Source organism: Paraburkholderia susongensis, from assembly GCF_900177725.1.
Taxonomy (GTDB): Bacteria; Pseudomonadota; Gammaproteobacteria; order Burkholderiales; family Burkholderiaceae; genus Paraburkholderia; species Paraburkholderia susongensis.
Window position 1 is genome coordinate 365,687 of the sequence record NZ_FXAT01000005.1, and the last position, 19,228, is coordinate 384,914.

15 protein-coding genes are annotated in these 19,228 nt (G+C 62.2%); 3 read left to right on the top strand and 12 right to left on the bottom strand.

The genetic code is table 11. From position 1 onward, the window contains the following. Positions 1–193: 193 nt before the first annotated feature. From B9Z01_RS17855 to B9Z01_RS17870, 5 genes are all read right to left on the bottom strand, one after another. A complete protein-coding gene (locus B9Z01_RS17855) occupies positions 194–1,219 on the bottom strand; it encodes a M23 family metallopeptidase (RefSeq protein WP_085485387.1) in 1,026 nt (341 codons plus the stop codon). Between the two features lie 347 nt (positions 1,220–1,566). Continuing rightward, positions 1,567–1,794 carry a hypothetical protein gene (locus B9Z01_RS17860; RefSeq protein ID WP_085485389.1) on the bottom strand — a complete coding sequence of 76 codons (228 nt, stop codon included), beginning with the start codon at positions 1,792–1,794 and terminating at the stop codon, positions 1,567–1,569. A 98-nt stretch (positions 1,795–1,892) separates the two neighbouring features. Beyond that, positions 1,893–2,036, bottom strand: a complete 144-nt coding sequence (locus tag B9Z01_RS35595) for a hypothetical protein (protein WP_167387511.1) — start codon at positions 2,034–2,036, stop codon at positions 1,893–1,895. Positions 2,037–2,097: 61 nt separating this feature from the next. Further along, entirely contained in the window at positions 2,098–2,388 is a 291-nt protein-coding gene (locus B9Z01_RS17865; protein ID WP_085485391.1) for a hypothetical protein, read from the bottom strand. 231 nt (positions 2,389–2,619) lie between these two features. Beyond that, entirely contained in the window at positions 2,620–2,952 is a 333-nt protein-coding gene (locus B9Z01_RS17870) for a DUF2322 family protein (RefSeq protein WP_085485393.1), read from the bottom strand. Between the two features lie 824 nt (positions 2,953–3,776). Here B9Z01_RS17870 and B9Z01_RS17875 point away from each other — a divergent pair. Continuing rightward, entirely contained in the window at positions 3,777–5,987 is a 2,211-nt protein-coding gene (locus B9Z01_RS17875) for a hypothetical protein (protein ID WP_085485394.1), read from the top strand. Between the two features lie 105 nt (positions 5,988–6,092). Here B9Z01_RS17875 and B9Z01_RS17880 read toward each other — a convergent pair whose 3' ends face one another. The 5 genes from B9Z01_RS17880 to B9Z01_RS17900 form a co-directional block, all read right to left on the bottom strand. Continuing rightward, a complete protein-coding gene (locus B9Z01_RS17880) occupies positions 6,093–6,944 on the bottom strand; it encodes a carbohydrate ABC transporter permease (RefSeq protein ID WP_085485395.1) in 852 nt (283 codons plus the stop codon). 10 nt (positions 6,945–6,954) lie between these two features. Further along, positions 6,955–7,929, bottom strand: a complete 975-nt coding sequence (locus tag B9Z01_RS17885; protein ID WP_085485746.1) for a carbohydrate ABC transporter permease — start codon at positions 7,927–7,929, stop codon at positions 6,955–6,957. 67 nt (positions 7,930–7,996) lie between these two features. Continuing rightward, positions 7,997–9,250, bottom strand: a complete 1,254-nt coding sequence (locus tag B9Z01_RS17890; protein ID WP_085485396.1) for an ABC transporter substrate-binding protein — start codon at positions 9,248–9,250, stop codon at positions 7,997–7,999. 87 nt (positions 9,251–9,337) lie between these two features. Then, on the bottom strand, positions 9,338–11,338 hold the full coding sequence (locus B9Z01_RS17895; protein WP_085485397.1) for a beta-galactosidase: 2,001 nt from the start codon (positions 11,336–11,338) through the stop codon (positions 9,338–9,340). Positions 11,339–11,358: 20 nt separating this feature from the next. Then, the gene (locus B9Z01_RS17900) at positions 11,359–12,543 is read right to left on the bottom strand and encodes an ABC transporter ATP-binding protein (protein WP_085485399.1); all 1,185 of its coding nucleotides are present in this window, start codon (positions 12,541–12,543) and stop codon (positions 11,359–11,361) included. A gap of 192 nt (positions 12,544–12,735) precedes the next feature. Here B9Z01_RS17900 and B9Z01_RS17905 point away from each other — a divergent pair, with 192 nt between their 5' ends. Continuing rightward, entirely contained in the window at positions 12,736–13,809 is a 1,074-nt protein-coding gene (locus B9Z01_RS17905; RefSeq protein ID WP_085485401.1) for a LacI family DNA-binding transcriptional regulator, read from the top strand. A 40-nt stretch (positions 13,810–13,849) separates the two neighbouring features. Here the strand turns inward: B9Z01_RS17905 and B9Z01_RS17910 are convergent, their stop codons facing one another. Both B9Z01_RS17910 and B9Z01_RS17915 read right to left on the bottom strand, forming a co-directional pair. Continuing rightward, a complete protein-coding gene (locus B9Z01_RS17910) occupies positions 13,850–16,954 on the bottom strand; it encodes a transglycosylase domain-containing protein (RefSeq protein WP_085485403.1) in 3,105 nt (1,034 codons plus the stop codon). Between the two features lie 192 nt (positions 16,955–17,146). Continuing rightward, on the bottom strand, positions 17,147–18,109 hold the full coding sequence (locus B9Z01_RS17915; protein WP_085485405.1) for a LysR family transcriptional regulator: 963 nt from the start codon (positions 18,107–18,109) through the stop codon (positions 17,147–17,149). Between the two features lie 182 nt (positions 18,110–18,291). Between B9Z01_RS17915 and B9Z01_RS17920 the strand changes: the two genes are divergently transcribed. Continuing rightward, entirely contained in the window at positions 18,292–19,227 is a 936-nt protein-coding gene (locus tag B9Z01_RS17920) for a dihydrodipicolinate synthase family protein (RefSeq protein ID WP_085485748.1), read from the top strand. Position 19,228 lies beyond the last annotated feature (1 nt).

Here is a 19,228-nt window from a genome sequence, read left to right on the forward strand (position 1 = left end):
CACCTTACCGCCGCGATGCCTCTCGCGCACCGGCGCGCGTCGATTCGAGGCGCACGGGAAAACCCGCACGCGTATTGACGGACCAAGGTTTGCGAAGCGCGCCGGTCAGAATTGCCGCGGCACTACACGAGGAAGTAGCGCTTACCTTGTGCGGACCAGCGTGTCGCAAAGCTGAGACGGCAACCTGCCCGGCTCACAGCAACGCCGTCAATTGCGCAACGCGCGCCTCGAACTGCTGCAACTCGTCGGCACGCAACGGCGTTTTCTCCGGCAACTCGACCGTCAACGGATCCTGCGGCACCTTGTTGACGTGGACCTCGTAATGCAGATGCGGACCGGTCGCCCAACCCGTCTCGCCGACATAACCGATCACCTGATTGCGCGTGACGTGGCTGCCGCGTCGCAGCCCTTTCGCGAAACGCGACAGATGCGCGAACGTCGTCGAATACGGTGCGGGGTTCTGGATGACGACCACCTTGCCATAGCCGGTCTGACGGCCGATAAAGCGGATCACGCCTCTCGCCGTCGCGTGCACCGGCGTGCCGGCAGGCGCGGCGAGATCGACGCCGTTATGACTTTGCCAACGATGCAGCACAGGGTCGAACCGGCGCAGCGAGAAGCCCGACGAGACGCGTGTGAAATCTAGCGGATATCGCTCGAAAGCGGGCTTCGTGCTCGCGCCATCTTTCGAGTAATAGAACGGCTGGCCTTGAAGGTCCTTGTACAGAAACACGTCGTGCGCGGTCGATCCACGAACGATGCGAACCGCGAGCGGTGCGCGCGTGGCGCCCTGGTTTCCGCCTACGTTCGCGGCGCTTTTGTTGCTGCCGCCGCTGGCGCCGCTATCGCCGTTGCCGCCGTTGCCGCCGTTGCCGCCGTTGTCGAATACCGCGCTCACCTGGTCGCCGGGTTGCAGATCGCGTGCGAGATTGAGTTCGTTGTCGAACGCACGCACCAGAATCGCGGTGGTGCCCGTATCGACACCCATGCTCTGCGCCGCCGCCGCGAAGTTGCGTTCGATCGGGGCCTTTTTGACGGTGAACGCGGGCGGCTGCGCAGCCGCAGCAGCCGATGCAGCCGGCGCACCGCCTGCGGTGGCCGACGTCTGCGAACCGGCCACGGCCTTCGTCGAGTCCTTGCTCACCAGCGAGACACCTGGTTCGTCGTTGGGCACAGCATGGTCGCGAGTCATCAGGTACGCCGCGCACACCGAGCTCATTGCACACACAACGATGATTTTGCTGGCGCGCCCCGGCAGGATGCGAGCTACAGATAGAGGCATTGGCTAAAGCTAAGCGGTCGACCGCCGCATGCGCGAAAGGCACGCACGACGAGGTGGTTTCGTTGAATCAGCGTCTCCAGACACTGCGTGAGACGCTGCATGAGGCTGGGGGAAGCCTAGGGATGCTTTCTTAAGCCAGGCTTAAGCTGCCCCCAATAAACGGAGACGCAAGGCGCTGCCGGTGACCTCGTCACCGCGTCCTTACAAGTCATTTCGCCGAAAGCTGGCTGCTCTGACGAAGATGAAGCGCGACGCTCAGCGCGCGCCGCGCAATACCACATTAGTTAAGACAACGAAGCAAGCATGTTCGACAGGCGCCGGATATGCGCCCTGAACGCGTCGCCCGCTTCACGATTCGTCGTCGGATTCAGATGCGAGGTTTCGGCGAGTTGCACCTGCTCGTGAAAGTCATTGGCGATTCTGCGCTTGATGTCCTCTGGCAGCGACCGCACGATGGAAACCAGCAAAGCCTCTTCGGCATGCATCATGCCGAGAATCGAATGTGCGTCCATGCGAGAACCTCCGGTGGAAACATCGACAGTGCAGCCCAGCATGAGCGCCGGCGCCCTTCATGTTACCCCGTTGGTTCGGTGCCGTTGGCCGGGAATCGTCACTCGGAAAGCGAATAGCGCGACGGACGGCCGTGCGGCTGTTTCGCCACGGGCTCGATGCGTGGACTCGCGCCACGAATAAACAGGATCGCGCAAATTGCCAGCATCACCCAGATGCAGAGAATTACTGTCAGAGCGCTCATTTGAGTTTCCGGAAAATCGGCAGTACGGGTTAATACCAAGGCACCGAAGGCACGCGAGCCGTCAATGCAGTACGGACTGGCCGGGCGCGCCGGACAGAAGTTCGTCGATCAGGCCGGTGGTGAGCGTCAACTGCTTTTCGAGCGATTTGCGCACGGCTTCCGCGCCGGCCGCATCGCTGCGTGCAACGGCTGCGTGGGCCTGTGTCGCGAGATGCAATACGGCCTCGGACGCGCGCTGCAACTCGCGCATTGCCTCGGCATCAGGACCGGACAACGGGCTGTCCCGCTCCGAGGTCGCAAATTCCGGCAAGCCGGCTTCGAAATGATGGCTCTTGTCGTGGCGGGAAGACATTTCGGGCTCCAGGCGCAATGGGCGCGATTGGCACGAACTCAGTGTGCGCCGGCCGCTGGCTTCCCAATTCGCCGAACAGAAGCCGATTGTGAAGCCAATCCGATGTTTTCAAAAAAACTAGGGGTTTCTACTTAAAAACAGATGCTGGCAGGCCGCGAATCCATTTGCGGGTGTGCGTGGATTCGCGGCAGCGGCAGGAAAACGTCTAACCTGCTGCACGGCAACATCGTCTCAACCGGCCGCGATGATGTCGATACGCAGCGCGCCGCCGCCTGCTGCAATCGCGAGCAGATGGTCGACATTCGGATGTGCGCCGGGGCGGTTGCGCGCGTCGGCCGTATGTTCGGCGAAGAGCGCAAGGCCATATTCGGCGGCCTTTGCGTCCAGCGTGCCGAACGTAGCGTGCAGATAATTGTAGACCGCGAGCGAGCCCTGCTTGCCCGGCTTGTTCTCGATGCCGGCGACCACGGCGCCCGCGCCGTCGATCAGATCGATACGCGCGATGCCGTCGATCGCGGGCATCTGCGCGAGATTTTCCTTGAATACGTTGCTCGGTTGGAACATCGAAAAAACTCCTTCTCTTCTAAAAAATGCAAGGCGGGCCGTATCTTAGCCGAAGGACGCCGCGAACCATTGCCGACCACCCAAAACCGGCTGCCAGGCAGCCGATAATGATAAGGAATCCCAGATAATTTTCGACGTCGTTCTTGAGCTTGAGCAAACGAGGAAAACGTTTAACTTCAACGCTTCGGCATGAGCAAAAAGTGCACACCGTGTAATCATTTTCGAAGCTGAACGGTACCTGCGCGAAAGCAATGCATCAGCATCACGACAAGCAGAAAACTTCGGTGGACTAATGAATCTAGGGTGCAGTAAATCCTCCCTGACAATCACTCTGGAAAGCGCGTTAGAAACAGCGCGCAAAAGGGGAATCCAGAAACAGTCCACACGCGAAAGCGGACATTCACTTTCGACTTCAGACGCGTTCGGGCGCCCTATTGCCGGCATTTCAGGCCGCTTGCAATCTTCTTTGAGATATGATCTCCTACGACTTACCGAATATTTCTGTAACTCAAAACACGGGTTACCGTAATCGTTGTGCTGCGTCGCAACGACGGCTGATTGTGGAGACACCCGCCAGGCCGAGATAGAAGACTGACAGGAGCACCATGCGACGGGAACACTAGCTGTTATCCCGATGCAGGCATCTTTTTCATCAATCGTTTTAGTTGTATGACGACAGACATTAAAGCCTGGAAAATGTTCTTCTGAAAAGGCCTCAAAAAACTGGTTTCAGAGATTAATTAATTAAAGGAGATAAAAACATAAATTCACTGAAAATCCGAAAACTCAAATAGGCACTCATTAAATCAAAATCTGGAGACGAAATGCTTTCACCAAAGAAAACTACGCTTGCGTTTGCCCTCAGTGCTGCCACCGCCCTGTTAGTCGCCGCCTGCGGCGGCAATACGAACGACGGTTCGCCTGGCTCGTCGACCTCCCCGACTTCTCCGCCCACCTCGACGCCCACGACCGATCCGACGCAGAACTCGGCGATTTCGCTGCACGGCATCGTCTACGGCTCGGCCGACACCAGCGTGCCGGACGGCGCGGGCATCCCGATCACGATGATGGGGCAAATGCGAGCGCTGTTCGATCTGATCAGGAAATCTCCCGATTTCACGCAGGTGGTCATGGATCTAGGCGACGGCAGCCCCGTTCACGTGCTCGATACGAACACCGGAGACAAATTCCTGCCAGGCAAGCTCGCGCTTGGCCTGTCGTGGATTTTGATCGACATGAAAACGAAAGGTGATCCGGCCTACGCAGATTATCTCGCGACGTATCAGAAAATCACGACCGCGATGATGACGCAGATGAACGGCACCGATTACACGTATGCGAATACGTCCTGGGGCGAGTACTACTATCTCGTCGCGCTCAACAATTTCAACGCGCACGGGATGCTGCACGAAGTGTTCAGCGACTCGATGCTGGCCACGCTGCAAACCCGCCTCACCTTCTGCGACATGTTCGGCGCGGACGCGAGCGGGAAAACGAATACCTGCCCGGCCGCCGGCACGCCGATCGACGTGGCGTCGCTCAATACCGCGCAGAACTACTACGCGGTGTCGTACGGCATTGCGGGGCTGCGCCAGAAACTCGGCTGGAGCAATCCGACGTTCTCCTCGTCGACCGACGCGAGCGTCGCCACGATGGGCGCGCGCGATGCGCTGCTGTACACGCTCACGAAGCACATTCGCAACGACTCGACGGGCGGCTTCTCCGACGAAGCGTCGAACACGCACACGACTTACTACGACCAGGCGCGTTACGACCGCTACAGCACGCTGCTGATCGGCGAGGTGACCGAGCGCACGCTGGAAATGGGCAACGAGGCCAATCTGACGCCCGAGCTGAAATCCTATCTGCGCAAGTCGGTCGACCTGATTCTTGCGCAGCTCAACACGAATGGGCAGGGCTTCAACTATGGCCGCTCGATCGGCCCGTACGGCGATACGGCCTTCATGGAAGTGCTGACCGCCGCGGCCAACGCAGGCGTATTGACGCAGCAGGAAATGCAGGTGGCCTACTCGTACATCTACAAGGCGGCGTACCGTTACAGCAATTTCTGGTACGACCCGACCTTGCCGACACCGTCGGTGAACATGTGGGTCAAGGGCCGCGGCACCGACTCGTATCGCGGCAAGCCTCGCGTGATGGGCGAGAACTTCAGCCTGCTGCACCAGTTCATGTACGTCAACGCATGGTGGGACAAGCTCGGCTTCAACGGCAAGGCGCCGCTGTCCGACGCCGACATGCAAACCTACCTCAATACGAAGCCGCATTACACGCTGACCTGGTACAACCAGCCGACCGATACCGCGCATCCGTACAGCGCGGCGCTCATCACGGTGCGCGATGGAAAGCGCGTGATCAACTTCAATCTGAGCCAGGCGCCCGACTACAACTCGTACACGCCGTATTATCCGGTGCCGTCTTCGGACCAGCTCGCGTATGGCACGACCGACCTCGCCTACGCCTTGCTGATTCCGCAAGTGACCTATAACAGCAAAACCTATATTCCGGTCACGTATTACAAGAATCTGAACGTGCAGGAAAATAACGGTGAGGTGGTGGTCACGTTCGACACGACCAAGTTCCGGCAGGCCGCGAAGAACGCGCTGTACACGACGGATATCGATCTGCAGGTGCATACGACCGTGACCTTCAGCCACGGCACGATCACGCGCTCCGATACGATGACTTCGGGCGCGGCGACGGGCAGCCCGCTGGCTGGCAATCTGTCGGTGGAAACGGACTTCTCGTCTTTCGCGGATTTCCAGAACACCACCGCGGGTGGCGACGGCTTCTCGGTCAACTACACGAATAGCGCCGCAACCAACTACGCCACCACCGGCTTCGATAATTGCGCACTGTCGCAATTCGATACGGTGAACGGTGCGACCAACCCGTTGTCGACCACGCCGATTGGACAGCTGCACTCCAATTTCGTGTGTAAGACGAATTCGTTCGCGCTGACGGGCGGCGCCAGCCGCACGTTCACGTGGACGCTGAAATACGCCGACCCGGCCTGATCGGGGTAGGCAAATCCGCCGGCCTTCTCGCGAAGGCCGGTTTTTTTGTTCATTGCGGGAAAAGTTGCGTTCCTCGTCAAGGGTGCGCAACGACGGACAACACCTTCACCCCTTCGTCGCCCCAAACGTAAGGCCCGCGACAAAATGCTTTTGCATCGCGAAGAACATCGCGACCGAAGGCAACGCAGCCAGAATCGACCCCGCCGAGACGAGATTCCATGCGGTCGTCCACTGTCCTTTCAGCGCGGCCACGCCCACGGTGATCGGCGCGGCATCATCGCCCTGCGTCAAACACAACGCCCAGAAATAGTCGTTCCACACGAACGTAAACACGAGAATCGTCAATGCGGCCAGCGCTGGCCGAATCAACGGCAGAACGATCCGGAAGAACACGGTCCACTCGTTCGCCCCTTCGATGCGCGCCGCCTCGACGAGTTCGAACGGCAACTGCTTGATGAAGTTGCGCAGAAACAGCGCGCAAAAACCGGTCTGGAACGACACATGAAACAGAATCAGCGCGCCCACGGTATTGAACAGACCGAGTCGCAACGAGAGGTCGCGCACCGGAATCATCAGCACCTGGATCGGTACGAAATTGCCCGCGACGAACGTCGCGAACAAGGTCGAATTGCCGCGAAACCGATAGATCGCGAGCGCAAAGCCCGCCATGGCAGCAAGCGCGATCGAGCCGACCACCGAAGGCACGGTAATCAGCACGCTGTTCCAGAAGTAATGCAGCATCGGCGAAGTCGTCAGCGCCTCGCGATAGTTGTCGAACATCGCGAAGTGCTTCGGCCATCCCCAATAGTTGCCTTCGCTCAGCTCTTCGGTCGAACGCACGGACGTGACGAGCACCGCGATCATCGGCAACAGCCAGATCAGGAGTGCGATCGGCAAGGTCAGTTTGTACACGCGGCGCGTGGCCGGCTTCCATTTGTCGATAGGAATCGGAAACATGAGCGGCTCCTTATTGCTCGGCGCGCAGCATCCGCCGCAGGTGGTAGATGATGTACACGAGCATGATGCCGAACAGCACGACCGCTATCGCCGCCGAATAGCCGATGCGGTAATACTTGATCGCCTGGTCATACATGAAATATGCAAGCACGGTGGAGCTTTCGAACGGACCGCCGCCCGTCATCACCGAGATCAGATCGAAGCTGCGCAGCGCGCCGATGATCGTGACGACGATCGCCATGAACGTGGTGGGCCGCAGTTGCGGCAGGATCACGTGCCACAGCATCGACCAGCCGTGCGCGCCTTCCATGCGCGCGGCCTCGATCTGCTCGGCGTTCAATGCGGTGAGGCCGGTCAGGTAAAGAATCATGCAATACGCGGTTTGCGGCCACAGCGCCGCGAATACGATGCCGAGCGTTGCATAGCGCGGATCGCCGAGCACCGGCACGCCGTGGCCGAGAATCATCGCGAGCAGGCCGAAGGTCGGATCGTAGAACCACGAGAAGATCAAACCGACCACCACGCCCGACAACACGAACGGCGCGAAAAACAGTGACTTGACGATGCGAATGCCGGCCACCGCCTGGTTCAGATACAGCGCGACGGCAAGCCCCATTGGCGGAGCGAGCAGAAACAGCACGAGCCAGATGAGGTTGTTCTCGAGCGCCGTGTAGAACGTCGGCGTATGGAACAGTTCGACGTAGTTCGCGAGACCGATGAACGACGGCTCGGTCATGCCGTCCCAGTTGAAAAAGCTCAGGCGAATCGTCGAGAGGATCGGCCACACCACGTACACGGCCACCATGATGCAGGCCGGCGCGAGAAACAGGAACGCGGCGCGCCGCTGGCGCCGCGCGGTCGGCGTTGGGCCGCGCCGGCGCGACGTGGCAGGCGAGCCGCGCAGTGCGCCGCCGGGTGCGGGCAAGCCCGACCCGCCAGGTTCAACAGGACCGCCGGCGCTCTGACGGTTCACGGAATGCGACACGATCAATCTCCCGATCCGATCCAATACGGCGAATAGCAACGAGCAGCGGCCTCGCGGCCGCCGCCGCTCACTTCTTGTAGATACGCTGACGGGTCTGCTCGAGTTGCGCGAGGATATCGTCGAGCTTCGACGGGTCGGAAACGAACTGCTGCATGCCCTTCATCCCTTCGTCGGCCATTTCCTTCGTCATATCGCGATCGTAAAACTGCGCGATGCCGCCCTTCGTGTTCGACAGGATCTGGAAGCCGATCTTCGAAATCGGATCTTCAGGCTCGGGCGACTTGCTGTTCGCCGACAACGAACCGAGCCCCGTTGCAAGCTGGGCGCCGATCTCGGGCGTTTCGACGAAGGCGAGGAACGTGTGCGCATCGGCCTTGTTCTTCGCTTTCGACGGAATGTGCAGCGACTCGACCGGACCATCCTCGGCGGTCGGCACCTTCGGGTCGATGATCGGGAACTGGAAGTAGCCCATCTGCGGCTTCACGTTCTGCGGAAAACCTGCTGTGATGAATGTACCCATCAGCATCATGCCGGCCTTGCCCTGGAACAGGAACGGCTGTACCGAATCGAGATCGTAGGAGAGCGAATTATTGATGAAGTAGCCGTCGTCGATCAGTTGCTTCCATGTCGTGTAGACCTTCTTCACGCGCGGATCGGTGTACGGAATTTCTCCGGCCATGAGCTTCTGATGGAACGCATTGCCGTTCAGGCGCAGATCGAGATAATCGAACCAGCCCGCGAGTGTCCACGCGTCACGCCCCGCCACGGCAATCGGCGTAATGCCGGCCGCCTTCAGCTTCTTCGCGGCGTCGAGAAACTCGTCCCACGTTTTCGGTTCGCCCTTGATACCGGCCTTCTCGAACAGATCCTTGCGGTAGAACATCCCCCACGAGTAATACACGGTCGGCGCGGCATACTGCTTGCCCTTATACGACGACGCGTCCTTCGTCGACGCATACATCTCGTTCCAGCCGTTCTTCTGCCAGTCGCCGCTCAGGTCCTCGAACAGGCCGCGCTGCGCGTAATACGCCATGCGTTCACCGTCATGCCAGTTGACGACGTCGGGCGCGACAGTGGAAAGCCAGCCGGGCAACTGAACCTTGTAAGCTTCCTCGTCGATGAACGACACCTTCACGTCGATTCCGGGATGCGCTTTCTTGAACTCGTCGACAACCTGCTGCCAGACCGCGCGCTGACTCGCCCCCTTGTACGCGATGTTGAGCGCAAGCGTGCTCGCCTGCGCCGTGCTGACGACGGACGTCCCCGCCGCCACCGCAGCCAGCGCGAGTGCCAACAGAATCTTGCGTGGTTTCAGTTTCATTCTGCCTGTCTCCTTCATTCCATGGTTTTACGTCGTTGTCGCTTCTGCGTCGAACTACTGCGTGAATCTATTGCGGCCGAACCTCCATCACGAACGGTAAATCGCCACGCCTTGAGGGGGCACCGTGCACGAGCCGATCACGAAGGCATTCCCTGCGACTTCATCGAGCGTATGAGCTTCGGCGCCGTAGTTGAACACATAGGTCAACGCGCCGCGCCGGCTCACGCGCACGCTGTCGCCGAGCGGAATCGTTTCGATGCCGGCCTCCTGCGCGATCCGCGCGAACAGCCGCTGCGTAAGCGCGTCGTCGAACAGGCCCGCGAAATAGTGGCACGCGCCGCTGCGCACGTAAGCGGGATGACCGTCCGCGAAACGCGCGCGCACGTCGAGCGCCGACGATGCATCGCTGTCGATGAAATCGCGCCAGTGACGCGCGAAGCCGTCGCCCACGTTTTCTCCGTCTTTTTCTCCATCTTTCCCGCGACCTTCGAGAATGACCGCCTCCGTTACGTTCGGCCGCATCGATTCGACGCGCCACACACGCAGCGGCAACACCGCAGTCAACGCGCCGGGCGGCAGATTCGCCGGAATGTGCACGTCACGCGTCTTGGAGCCCGCACGCGGACCAAACACGACCTGTGCGCCCGACTTCTCAAGCCTCCCGGCGAAATCATCGGGCACGACCGGCAGCGGCGGCACGACGACCAGGCTATAGCCGTCGAACGATGCGCCGGCCGGCACGATATCGACATCGAGTCCGAGCGAGCGCAACGCCGAGTAGTACTCGAACGCGAAACGCGGATAGTGAAAATCCGCGCCCTGCGGATGAATCTCGAACAGCCACTTCGCCTCGTAGTCGTAGACGAGCGCGGCCTTCGAGCGGACCGTTGCATTGGCATCGGCATTCGCGGCGAGCACGTTGCGAATTTCGTCGGCCACCTGTCCCGCTTCGTTGCCGCCGACATCGAGCCGGTTGTCGGGCGTATTGAGGCCCGCATGCATCTGTTCCTGCGCGAACGGCGCCTGACGCCAGCGGAAATACGACACACAGCCCGCGCCGTGCGCGAACGCCTCCCAGCTCCAGAGCCGCACCATGCCAGGCAGCGGCGCGGGATTCCATTGCGCCCAGTTCACCGGCCCCGGCTGCTGCTCCATGACCCAGAACGGCAGCTTCGACATGCCGCGATAGACGTCATGATTGAACGACGCGAAATCCGGATGACCGCTGCGCAGCCAGCGCGCCTTGATGTCCGGCGCGAACCACTGCTCTTCGAGCGCGCCGAGCGGATAGCTGTCCCAGCTTGCAACGTCGAGATCGGCCGCGACCTTGTAGTGATCGAACTCGGTGAAGAGCTGCATGAAGTTGTGCGCGACGGGCCGGCCCGGCGAATGCGCGCGAATGATCTCGACCTGCATGCGGTTGTAGCGCGCCACTTCGTCGGACGCGAAACGCCGGTAATCGAGGCGGTGCGACGGATGCGCTTCGGTCACGGTCGCAACAGGCGCGTCGATTTCGTCGAAGCTGCGGTACTCCATGCTCCAGAACACCGTGCCCCATGCTTCATTCAATGCCTGGATCGTGCGATAACGCGCCTTGAGCCATTCACGAAAGCGCGCCACGGCCGCCGGCGAATAGCTGACCACCGTGTGATGGCAGCCGAACTCGTTGTCGGTCTGCCAGTACGCGACGGCCGGATGCTTGCCGTAACGCTCGGCCACTGCCGTGCAGATGCGCTGCGACGCTTCGAAATACGCAGGCGACGAGAAGTCGTAATGACGCCGCGAGCCGAACGCACGCGCACGTCCATCGGCGCCAACCGGCAGGATGTCGGGATGACGGTCGATCAGCCACTTCGGCGGCGTGGCGGTCGGCGTGCACATGACGACCTTGAGACCCGCCGCGCCGAGCACGTCGATCGCGCGATCGAGCCAGCCCCAGTCGTATTCGCCGGGCGTCGGCTCCATTCGGCTCCACGCAAACTCGGCAATCCGCACCTGCTCGATGCCGAGCGCTTTCATCCGGCGCGCGTCGTCTTCCCACAGCGACTCCGGCCAGTGTTCCGGGTAGTAACAGACTCCTAGACGCATCCCTATGTCCCCAATGTTCTTCAAGCGTAGTGTTCGACGGATTCGAGCGCGTCGGCCGCGAAACCGTCTTCGGTAAACAGATGGCAAACCGCGCGCGGCACGCGCAGGCTCGCGCGATCGCCGGGCGCGAGACGCGTCTCGCCCGGCGCTTTGGCAATTAGCACGGCGCCGCCAGGCTGATCGAGGTGAACGTAGCTGTGTTCGCCGAGCTGTTCGACGAGCGAGACGGTGCGCGTGAGCACGCTGTCGGCGGATGCAGCAACAGTAGTCGCTGCCGTTGCCGGTGCAACCGCAAGCGCATCGACGAATTCGAGATGTTCGGGACGCACGCCGAGCGTGACGGGCTGCGCCGTTTGCAGGCCCGCGCCGCTCACCGGCACGCGCACGTTTTCTCCGGTGTGATCGAGCGTGACGACGACGCCCTGCGCGTCGAGCGAGGCGACTTTGCCCGGCAGAAAATTCATGCGCGGCGAGCCGATGAAGCCGGCCACGAAGCGGCTCTTCGGGCGGCGATACAGTTCGAGCGGCGCGCCGATCTGCGCGATGCTGCCGTAGCGCTCCGTGTCCTTGCCCGTATACAGCAGCACGATCTTGTCGGCGAGCGTCATCGCTTCGATCTGGTCGTGCGTCACGTAGACCACGCTTGCCTTCGCGAACTGCTTATGCAGGCGCGCGATCTCGACGCGCGTTTGCCCGCGCAGCGTCGCATCGAGATTGGACAACGGTTCGTCGAACAGAAACACGCCGGGCTCGCGCACGATCGCGCGGCCGATCGCAACACGCTGGCGCTGCCCGCCCGAGAGCGCCTTCGGCCGCCGCTCGAGCAGCGCTTCGAGTTGCAGGATGCGCGCCGCTTCGCGCACCTTGCGCTCGATTTCGTCCTTCGGCGTTTTGGCGAGCTTCAGGCCGAAGGCCATGTTCTCGAACACGGTCATGTGCGGAAACAGCGCGTAGCTCTGGAACACCATCGCGACGCCACGCTGCGCGGCGGGCACGTCGTTGACGATCGCGCCGTCGATCGCGAGATCGCCGTCCGTCACGTCTTCGAGACCGGCGATCATGCGCAGCAGCGTGGACTTGCCGCAGCCCGATGGCCCGAGAAACACGCAGAATTCGTTCTCGCCGATGTCCAGGTCGACGTTGCGGATCACCGGCGTGCCGTCGCCATACGCCTTCTGCACACCTCGTAACGAAATGCTCGCCATTGCCTCGACTCCGTGATTTAATCGGCTCGAAGTCGGAGATTAAGCGCTTAATCAGCAGGACCGAAAAAATCGATCGCATGCGATCGTGGGGCTGTCTCCGATATCGTTTGTCTGCCTGTTCGACGACAGATGTTGCCGCGCCTTGCGCCGCGACGCAAATGCCGGGTAGCCGTCCCAAATACTGAAAACATCATGCCCACACTCAGCGAAGTCGCGCGTCATGCCGGCGTCACGCCGGCCACGGTCTCCAACGTATTGCGCCACCGCGGCCGCGTCGGCGAAACGACCCGGCAGCGCGTGCTCGACGCAGTCGAGACGCTCGGCTATCGTCCGCACCTCGCCGCGCGCGCGCTCGCCGAAGGCCGCGCGCCGACGCTCGCGCTGATGGTGTCGAGCATCGCCAATCCGTTCTATCCGGAGTTCGCGCTCGCCGTCGAACGCGCGGCGCGCACGAGCGGCCATTTCGTGATCATCTGCAATACTAACGAAGATCCGTTGACCGGCCGCGCGTATCTCGACCAGATCGCCGGCACGCTCTCCGAAGGCGTGCTCGTGACGAATGCGAACCTCGATTTCGCGGACCTTCACACGACCGAAGCGCGCGGCACGCCCGTGGTGCTGTGCATGTGGGAGCGGCCCAGCGAGCCGCCGGGTCTGCCGTGCGTCGCGGTCGATTTCCGGCTCGCCGGAGAGCTGGCCGGCACGCATCTGCTCGAGCTTGGGCACCGGCGCATGGGCGCGATTGTCGGCAGCAAGGCATCGGGCATTCACGCGACGCGCTATGAAGGTTTCGTCGATGCGCTGCGTGCGGCCGGCGTCGCGAAGAATCGTGTCAGGCACGCGGTCGATACGATTCGCGGCGGCTACCTCGCAGCGCGCGCGCTGCTCGAAGCCGATCCGCAACTCACCGCGATCTTCGCGACCAACGACCTGCCCGCGCTCGGCGCGATGCACGCCGCCGCCGATCTCGGCCTGTGCGTGCCGGACGATCTCTCGGTGGTCGGCATCACCGACATCGAACTCGCGCGCGAATCACGTCCCGCGCTGACGACGGTAGCCGTGCCGACCGTCGAGGCCGCCGGACTCGCGGTCGATCTGTTGCGCGAGCTGATCGAGTCGTCGTACGGACAGGCCGGACGCGGCACGAAGCACGTGCCGATGCGGATTTCATCGGCGCCGAGACTGGTCGTGCGCGCTTCGACCGCCGTGCCGCGCGCGCGACGAAAAGCAGCGGCGAATGCGGGGCGAACAGAAAACCTCGAATGAATCGATAACAGATTGAGCGCGGCCAACGCCCTGCAAAAACTCACTGCACGGCAGTCTTCGTCACGGCCGGCTCCGGCTTTGCCCGCATCGCCACGGTCTTCCCAGCCGGCTTATCGAGCAACGGCTGCAACGCCGGCGCCATCGACTTCAGCAACTGCACGGCCAATGCGCTCGTAAAGTCGTAACGCGCCGCGTAGGGCTCATGCGCCCACGCGGTCAGCGTGCCGTAGAAACGGTCGCCGAGCGCGAACACGAAGGTTGCGCTGCGGTTCACCTTGCGCGACTCGATCAACCGCGCGCCTTTGGCGAACACGTTGAACCGCTGGTCGCCGGTGCCGGTCTTGCCGTACACGTCGAGCGTTTCGCCATTGGGGAACGTCATGCCCTGGGCGAGACGCCTCGCCGTGCCGCCCGTCACGACGTCGCGCAACAGCATCCTGACGACGCCCGCGATTTCCGGCGACACCTGCTGCTGCGGCGCGACCGCCGCACGCCGGAAATGCGTTTCGTACGGCGTGTCTTTCGCGAAGTCGATTTGCGTGAGCGTTTCGGTCGGCATCTTGTTGCCGTCGTTCGTAATCACGCCGATCAGTTGCGCGAGCGCCGCGGGCCGGTCGCCCGATGCGCCGATCGCCGCCGCATATGAAGGCGTGAGCGTCGCGAACGGATAGCCGAGCGCCTGCCACGACTTGCCGATCGCTTGATACGCGCGCAACTCGACCATGCGTTTGATGCGGCGGTCCTGCGTGGCGTGATAGCGCGTTTTGAACAGCCACGAGTAGGTGGACAGCCGCACGTCCTGACTCGCGCTTTCGACCTGCGCGAGCGTCGCGTCGGGATGCGAGCGCAGATAGTTGAGCGTCCACAGTTCGAGCGGATGCACGCCCGAGATATAGCCGCGATCGTTCAGATTGAAGCGGTCGATGCCATATTTCCCATACAGGTTCGCGAGGTCTTCGTCATCGAGTATCGAAGCGGCCGGTGTTTTCTTCAACGCCGCGCGCATCATTGCGTTGAACCAGGCATTCGATTCGTCCGGCGCGACGCTGCGCAAGACGGTCGCCACTTTCGGCGGCGATTTGCGCACGCCGAGCAGCAGCAACGTGAGCGCCTGATCGGGCGTCTTGTCGTGATACTTCGTGTAGAAACGCTTCATGTACACGCGGCTTTCCTGATCGGCGAAGCGCGTCAGATACATCTTGCGGATCGCTGGATCGCCGAGCCATTGCGCCGACGGCCCCGTGGTCTGCACCATTTCGTAGTGCACGATGTCGCGCATGAGCCGCACGAACACAAGGTTCACCGAATGCTGGAACGCGCGATGCACCGTCAGGATGCGGCTGTTGTCGTCGGAGTCGAAGTTCGTGAAGGTTTGCGCGCCGCCGCCGGTGTAGAACGTTTCGCCGGGGCTTGCCGAGTACTTGCGCTCGACGGCCGCGTCGAGCATCGGCTGCAGCGAATGGTCGCGCGTGTGCAGCAGATAGTCGATCGCCCAGCGCGTGAGCCGATCGTTCGGATCGGGCGTGACAGCCTTCAGTTCCGCATTGCTTAGCGATGCATAGCGTGTATGCAGATCGGAGACGATCTGCAAATACGTGACGATAGTGCGCAGTTTCGCCGTCGAGCCGAGATTCAGACGCGCGCCCGAGTTGATATCGAACGGCTGGTTCACGCTGTCGGTTTGCACGCGCACGAGGTTCGCGCCGCCCTTGCGCTCGAACAGCGTGAAGCTATAGGCAATATGCGAAGGATCATCGGATGCGCGCAGCATTTCGTAGCCGACGAGCCCCGCGGCCTTTGCGCCGTCGCGTGTCGCGGCGGCGGCGAGCCGGTCGCTGACGGCCTGCTGCACGGCATTGTTGAGCGTGCCTTGCGCCTGCGCGTCGAGGCGATCGAGTTCGTAGAAGCTGCGCACGCCGAGCGCGGCGAGCAGATGCGAACGCATCGACGTCACGGCCTTGCGCGACACGAACGAATCGGTGTTCGACACGCTCCTCGATGCACGATGCAACTCGACGTGCGCAGCAAGCGCCGCATCGCGCAACGGGGCCGATATCACACCGCCGCTCGCGAGCAGCCGCAAATAGCTGTCGGTCCGCCGTTCGAGATCGGGGTAGCCGCGCTGCAGGAAATACGACGGCGCGCGCTGCGCGATCATCAGCGAAAGCACTTCGCGGAATGCGGCGCCCTGCTCGTCCAGATTCGCTTGCGTCGACGGCGCTCTCAGCACGCGGTTGGTCTCGCGGAAATCGCGTCCGTACCATGCGGCGAGACCATCGCCAATGCCGTTGATTTCGCCGATACCCGGCTGCGCGGAGAGCGGCACCGAGTTCAGATAATGGACCACGATCTGCTGGCGCGCGGGCAGCGTCTGCGGACCGTTCAGATACGCGCGCACCGAAGCGGACGCAATTTGCCGCAGTTTTTCGGGCGGTGTCGCGGTGCGGCCGCCGGCCGAGTGACGGAATTTTTCGATCTGCGTCGCGAGCGTGCTGCCACCCGGCGTCTGCTGATGATGGTTGAAGATGCGCACGCCCTGGTCGGCGAGCGCGCGGCTAAAGCGTCCCCAGTCGATCGCCGGATTGCGGTTCGGCTGATCCGGATCGAGCAGATAACGGTCTTCGATAAACAGCAGCGAGTTCACGACGAGCGGCGGAATCGCGTCGAAGCTATCGTAGACGCGGCCTGGAAACTGCGCGCTGAAAAGCGGCGCGCCGGTGCCGTCGAACAGTTGCAGACCAGCGGTATCCTTTTCCTCGTAGGGCAAGAAAAGGCCGTTATCGGCGAGCGACAACATCCGCTCGGAATCGCGCGCCTGCGAGCTGATTTCGAAGCCGCGTTGCAGCAGCCGTTGCTGGATCGACGGCAGCAGCGCGTAGCCTAAACGGGTGTCGTAGGGGCCTTTGTCGGCTTGCGGAAAGCGGATGGAATGACTGGGACCCGCGTCGACCGAAAAACCAACGTCGCGGGTCAGTTCGGAAAGGTAGCGCGCCTGCAATCGTGAGGTATCGATCTCGATCTGCACGAGGCGCGCGATCACCGCGATGGCAAGCAAAAGCGCTACCGCCAGCCCCCATTTGAGCCAGGTCCGGACCGGCACGGTGCCGGTCGCGCGAAGCGGAAACCGAAGCGGTGGCCGATTCATGGCTGCTCCCCCGAGCGATCGCCAGGCTGCACCGCCCGGCTCACTCGAATCAGTGTAGCGCGGAACGAGAAATCGCCCTCGGTTCGTAGTTACCCGACAGTATCATCGCTACAACACCTGTCGACGGCGGATGACAAAACGCGAAGCGCCGTGAGATATTGAAAGTCTTTCAGATCGGAAAAAACCGCCGTTTCAGGCGGTTTTGTCATTTTTAGCCGGTACTTTCGTCTGCGCCTGCGCGCGCAACAGCGCGATGAACCGCTCCGCCGGCGGTGACAACACCCCGCCCTTACGCGTGACGATGCCGAACGTCTGCGACGGCGACTTGAGCCTGAGCGGCACGACGCGCAGCATCTTGTGCCGCACGAACGGCCCGGCAATCGCGCTCGGCAGCAGCGACACGAGTTCAGCGCTGCGCTGCAGTAGCGCGACGGTCACGAACGTGGAAGCCGTTGAAATCGGATTGTCGGGCATGCCGAGTCCGGCCAGATCCATCTCGCGTTCGAGCAGCGCATGCAGCGGCATGTGCGACGGATACATGACCCAGCGATAGTCCGTCAGATCGCGCAACGTCATGTCCCGGCGCGGCAACGGCGGATGGCAATAGCCGACCACCACCGAGAGCGGCTCGTCGCCGAGCGGACGATACTGATACTTCGACGGATCGGCCGCGACCGCCGCGCGGCCCACCACGAGATCGAGCCGCCCGTCGTCGAGTTGCGCAAGCATGCGCGCGCTCGTGTCCTCCACGACTTCGATCGACAGATCCGGCTGCCCCGCATGCAACTGGTTCAACGCGGGCACCACGCATTCGGGAATCGCGCCCATGATCGCGCCGACCGCGAGCCGGCCGCCGCGCCCCGAGCGTATCTCGGCGACGTCCTGGCAGAGCGCGGTGAGGTCGGTCGCCACGAGACGCGCGTAGCGGATCACGCAATGGCCGAGCTGGTTCGGGATCATGCCGCTTTTCGAGCGCTCGAAAAGCGGCGCGTCGAGCATCGATTCGAGTTCCTGCAGCGCCTTGCTCGCCGCCGACTGCGTCATCGACATCACGCCGGCAGCTTTGTGCAGCGACTTGTGATCGTCGAGCGCGATCAGCAGTTGCAGTTGCTTCATGCGCAGCTTCGAGAGCAGGACGTTCAGCGTGTTTTTCATCGGGTTCGAAGTGGGTGAGTCGCAAAAGCGATCACAGGATGGAAACAATTCAATATACCTTCGGGGGCGGGCGCCGTATAGTCGGCAGCAACCATCTTGCGTGGGACCGGAGACATTCACTCACATGCGCCGCCCTCTTGCGGCACACGCGCATCCAGCAACCCGGCACGGACACCATCGCCATGACCCAGCCATCCCGCCCAGCCGCCGCCTTGCGCGGCGTCTTCCCCGTCGTACCGACGATCTTCGACGACGCAGGCCGCCTCGACCTCGAAGGCCAGAAGCGCTGCATCGACTTCATGATCGACGCCGGTTCGAACGGCCTGTGCGTCCTCGCGAACTTCTCCGAACAGTTCGTGCTCTCCGACGACGAGCGCAGCACGCTGATGCACCTCGCGCTCGAACACGTGGCGGGCCGCGTGCCGGTGATCGTCACGACCACGCATTTCAGCTCGTACCAGTGCGCGGAGCGTAGCCGCGCCGCGCAGGACGCGGGCGCCGCCATGGTGATGATCATGCCGCCGTATCACGGCGCGACGATCCGCATCGGCGAGCGCGGTATTGACGAGTTCTATCGTACGGTATCCGATGCAATCCAGATTCCGATCATGATTCAGGACGCGCCCGTCAGCGGCACGGCGTTGTCCGCGCCGTTTCTCGCCCACATGGCGCGCGAAATCGACAACGTGTCGTACTTCAAGATCGAAACGCCGCAGGCCGCGAACAAGCTGCGCGAGCTGATCGAACTGGGCGGCGATGCGGTCGTCGGTCCGTGGGACGGCGAGGAAGCCATCACGCTGATGGCCGATCTCGATGCGGGCGCGACCGGCTCGATGACGGGCGGCGGCTACGCGGATGGTATTCGCCTGATCGTCGACGCTTATGCGGCAGGCGACACCGAAGCGGCCGCCGCGCACTATCAGCAGTGGCTGCCGCTCATCAACTACGAGAACCGCCAGGGCGGCCTCGCGTCGTGCAAGGCGCTGATGAAGGAAGGCGGCGTGATCCGCTCCGACGCGGTGCGTCATCCGCTGCCGCAGATGCATCCCGCGACGCGCGACGGGCTGCTCAGGATCGCGCGCGGGCTCGATCCGCTCGTGCTGCGCTGGGGGCGCTGAG

Excerpts from the sequence above, each read along its gene's own strand:
- B9Z01_RS17855 (WP_085485387.1), bottom strand. The coding sequence starts at position 1,219 with ATGAGCTCGGTGTGCGCGGCGTACCTGATGACTCGCGACCATGCTGTG.
- B9Z01_RS17860 (WP_085485389.1), bottom strand. The coding sequence starts at position 1,794 with ATGGACGCACATTCGATTCTCGGCATGATGCATGCCGAAGAGGCTTTG.
- B9Z01_RS35595 (WP_167387511.1), bottom strand. The coding sequence starts at position 2,036 with ATGAGCGCTCTGACAGTAATTCTCTGCATCTGGGTGATGCTGGCAATT.
- B9Z01_RS17865 (WP_085485391.1), bottom strand. The coding sequence starts at position 2,388 with ATGTCTTCCCGCCACGACAAGAGCCATCATTTCGAAGCCGGCTTGCCG.
- B9Z01_RS17870 (WP_085485393.1), bottom strand. The coding sequence starts at position 2,952 with ATGTTCCAACCGAGCAACGTATTCAAGGAAAATCTCGCGCAGATGCCC.
- B9Z01_RS17875 (WP_085485394.1), top strand. The coding sequence starts at position 3,777 with ATGCTTTCACCAAAGAAAACTACGCTTGCGTTTGCCCTCAGTGCTGCC.
- B9Z01_RS17880 (WP_085485395.1), bottom strand. The coding sequence starts at position 6,944 with ATGTTTCCGATTCCTATCGACAAATGGAAGCCGGCCACGCGCCGCGTG.
- B9Z01_RS17890 (WP_085485396.1), bottom strand. The coding sequence starts at position 9,250 with ATGAAACTGAAACCACGCAAGATTCTGTTGGCACTCGCGCTGGCTGCG.
- B9Z01_RS17895 (WP_085485397.1), bottom strand. The coding sequence starts at position 11,338 with ATGCGTCTAGGAGTCTGTTACTACCCGGAACACTGGCCGGAGTCGCTG.
- B9Z01_RS17900 (WP_085485399.1), bottom strand. The coding sequence starts at position 12,543 with ATGGCGAGCATTTCGTTACGAGGTGTGCAGAAGGCGTATGGCGACGGC.
- B9Z01_RS17905 (WP_085485401.1), top strand. The coding sequence starts at position 12,736 with ATGCCCACACTCAGCGAAGTCGCGCGTCATGCCGGCGTCACGCCGGCC.
- B9Z01_RS17910 (WP_085485403.1), bottom strand. The coding sequence starts at position 16,954 with ATGAATCGGCCACCGCTTCGGTTTCCGCTTCGCGCGACCGGCACCGTG.
- B9Z01_RS17915 (WP_085485405.1), bottom strand. The coding sequence starts at position 18,109 with ATGAAAAACACGCTGAACGTCCTGCTCTCGAAGCTGCGCATGAAGCAA.
- B9Z01_RS17920 (WP_085485748.1), top strand. The coding sequence starts at position 18,292 with ATGACCCAGCCATCCCGCCCAGCCGCCGCCTTGCGCGGCGTCTTCCCC.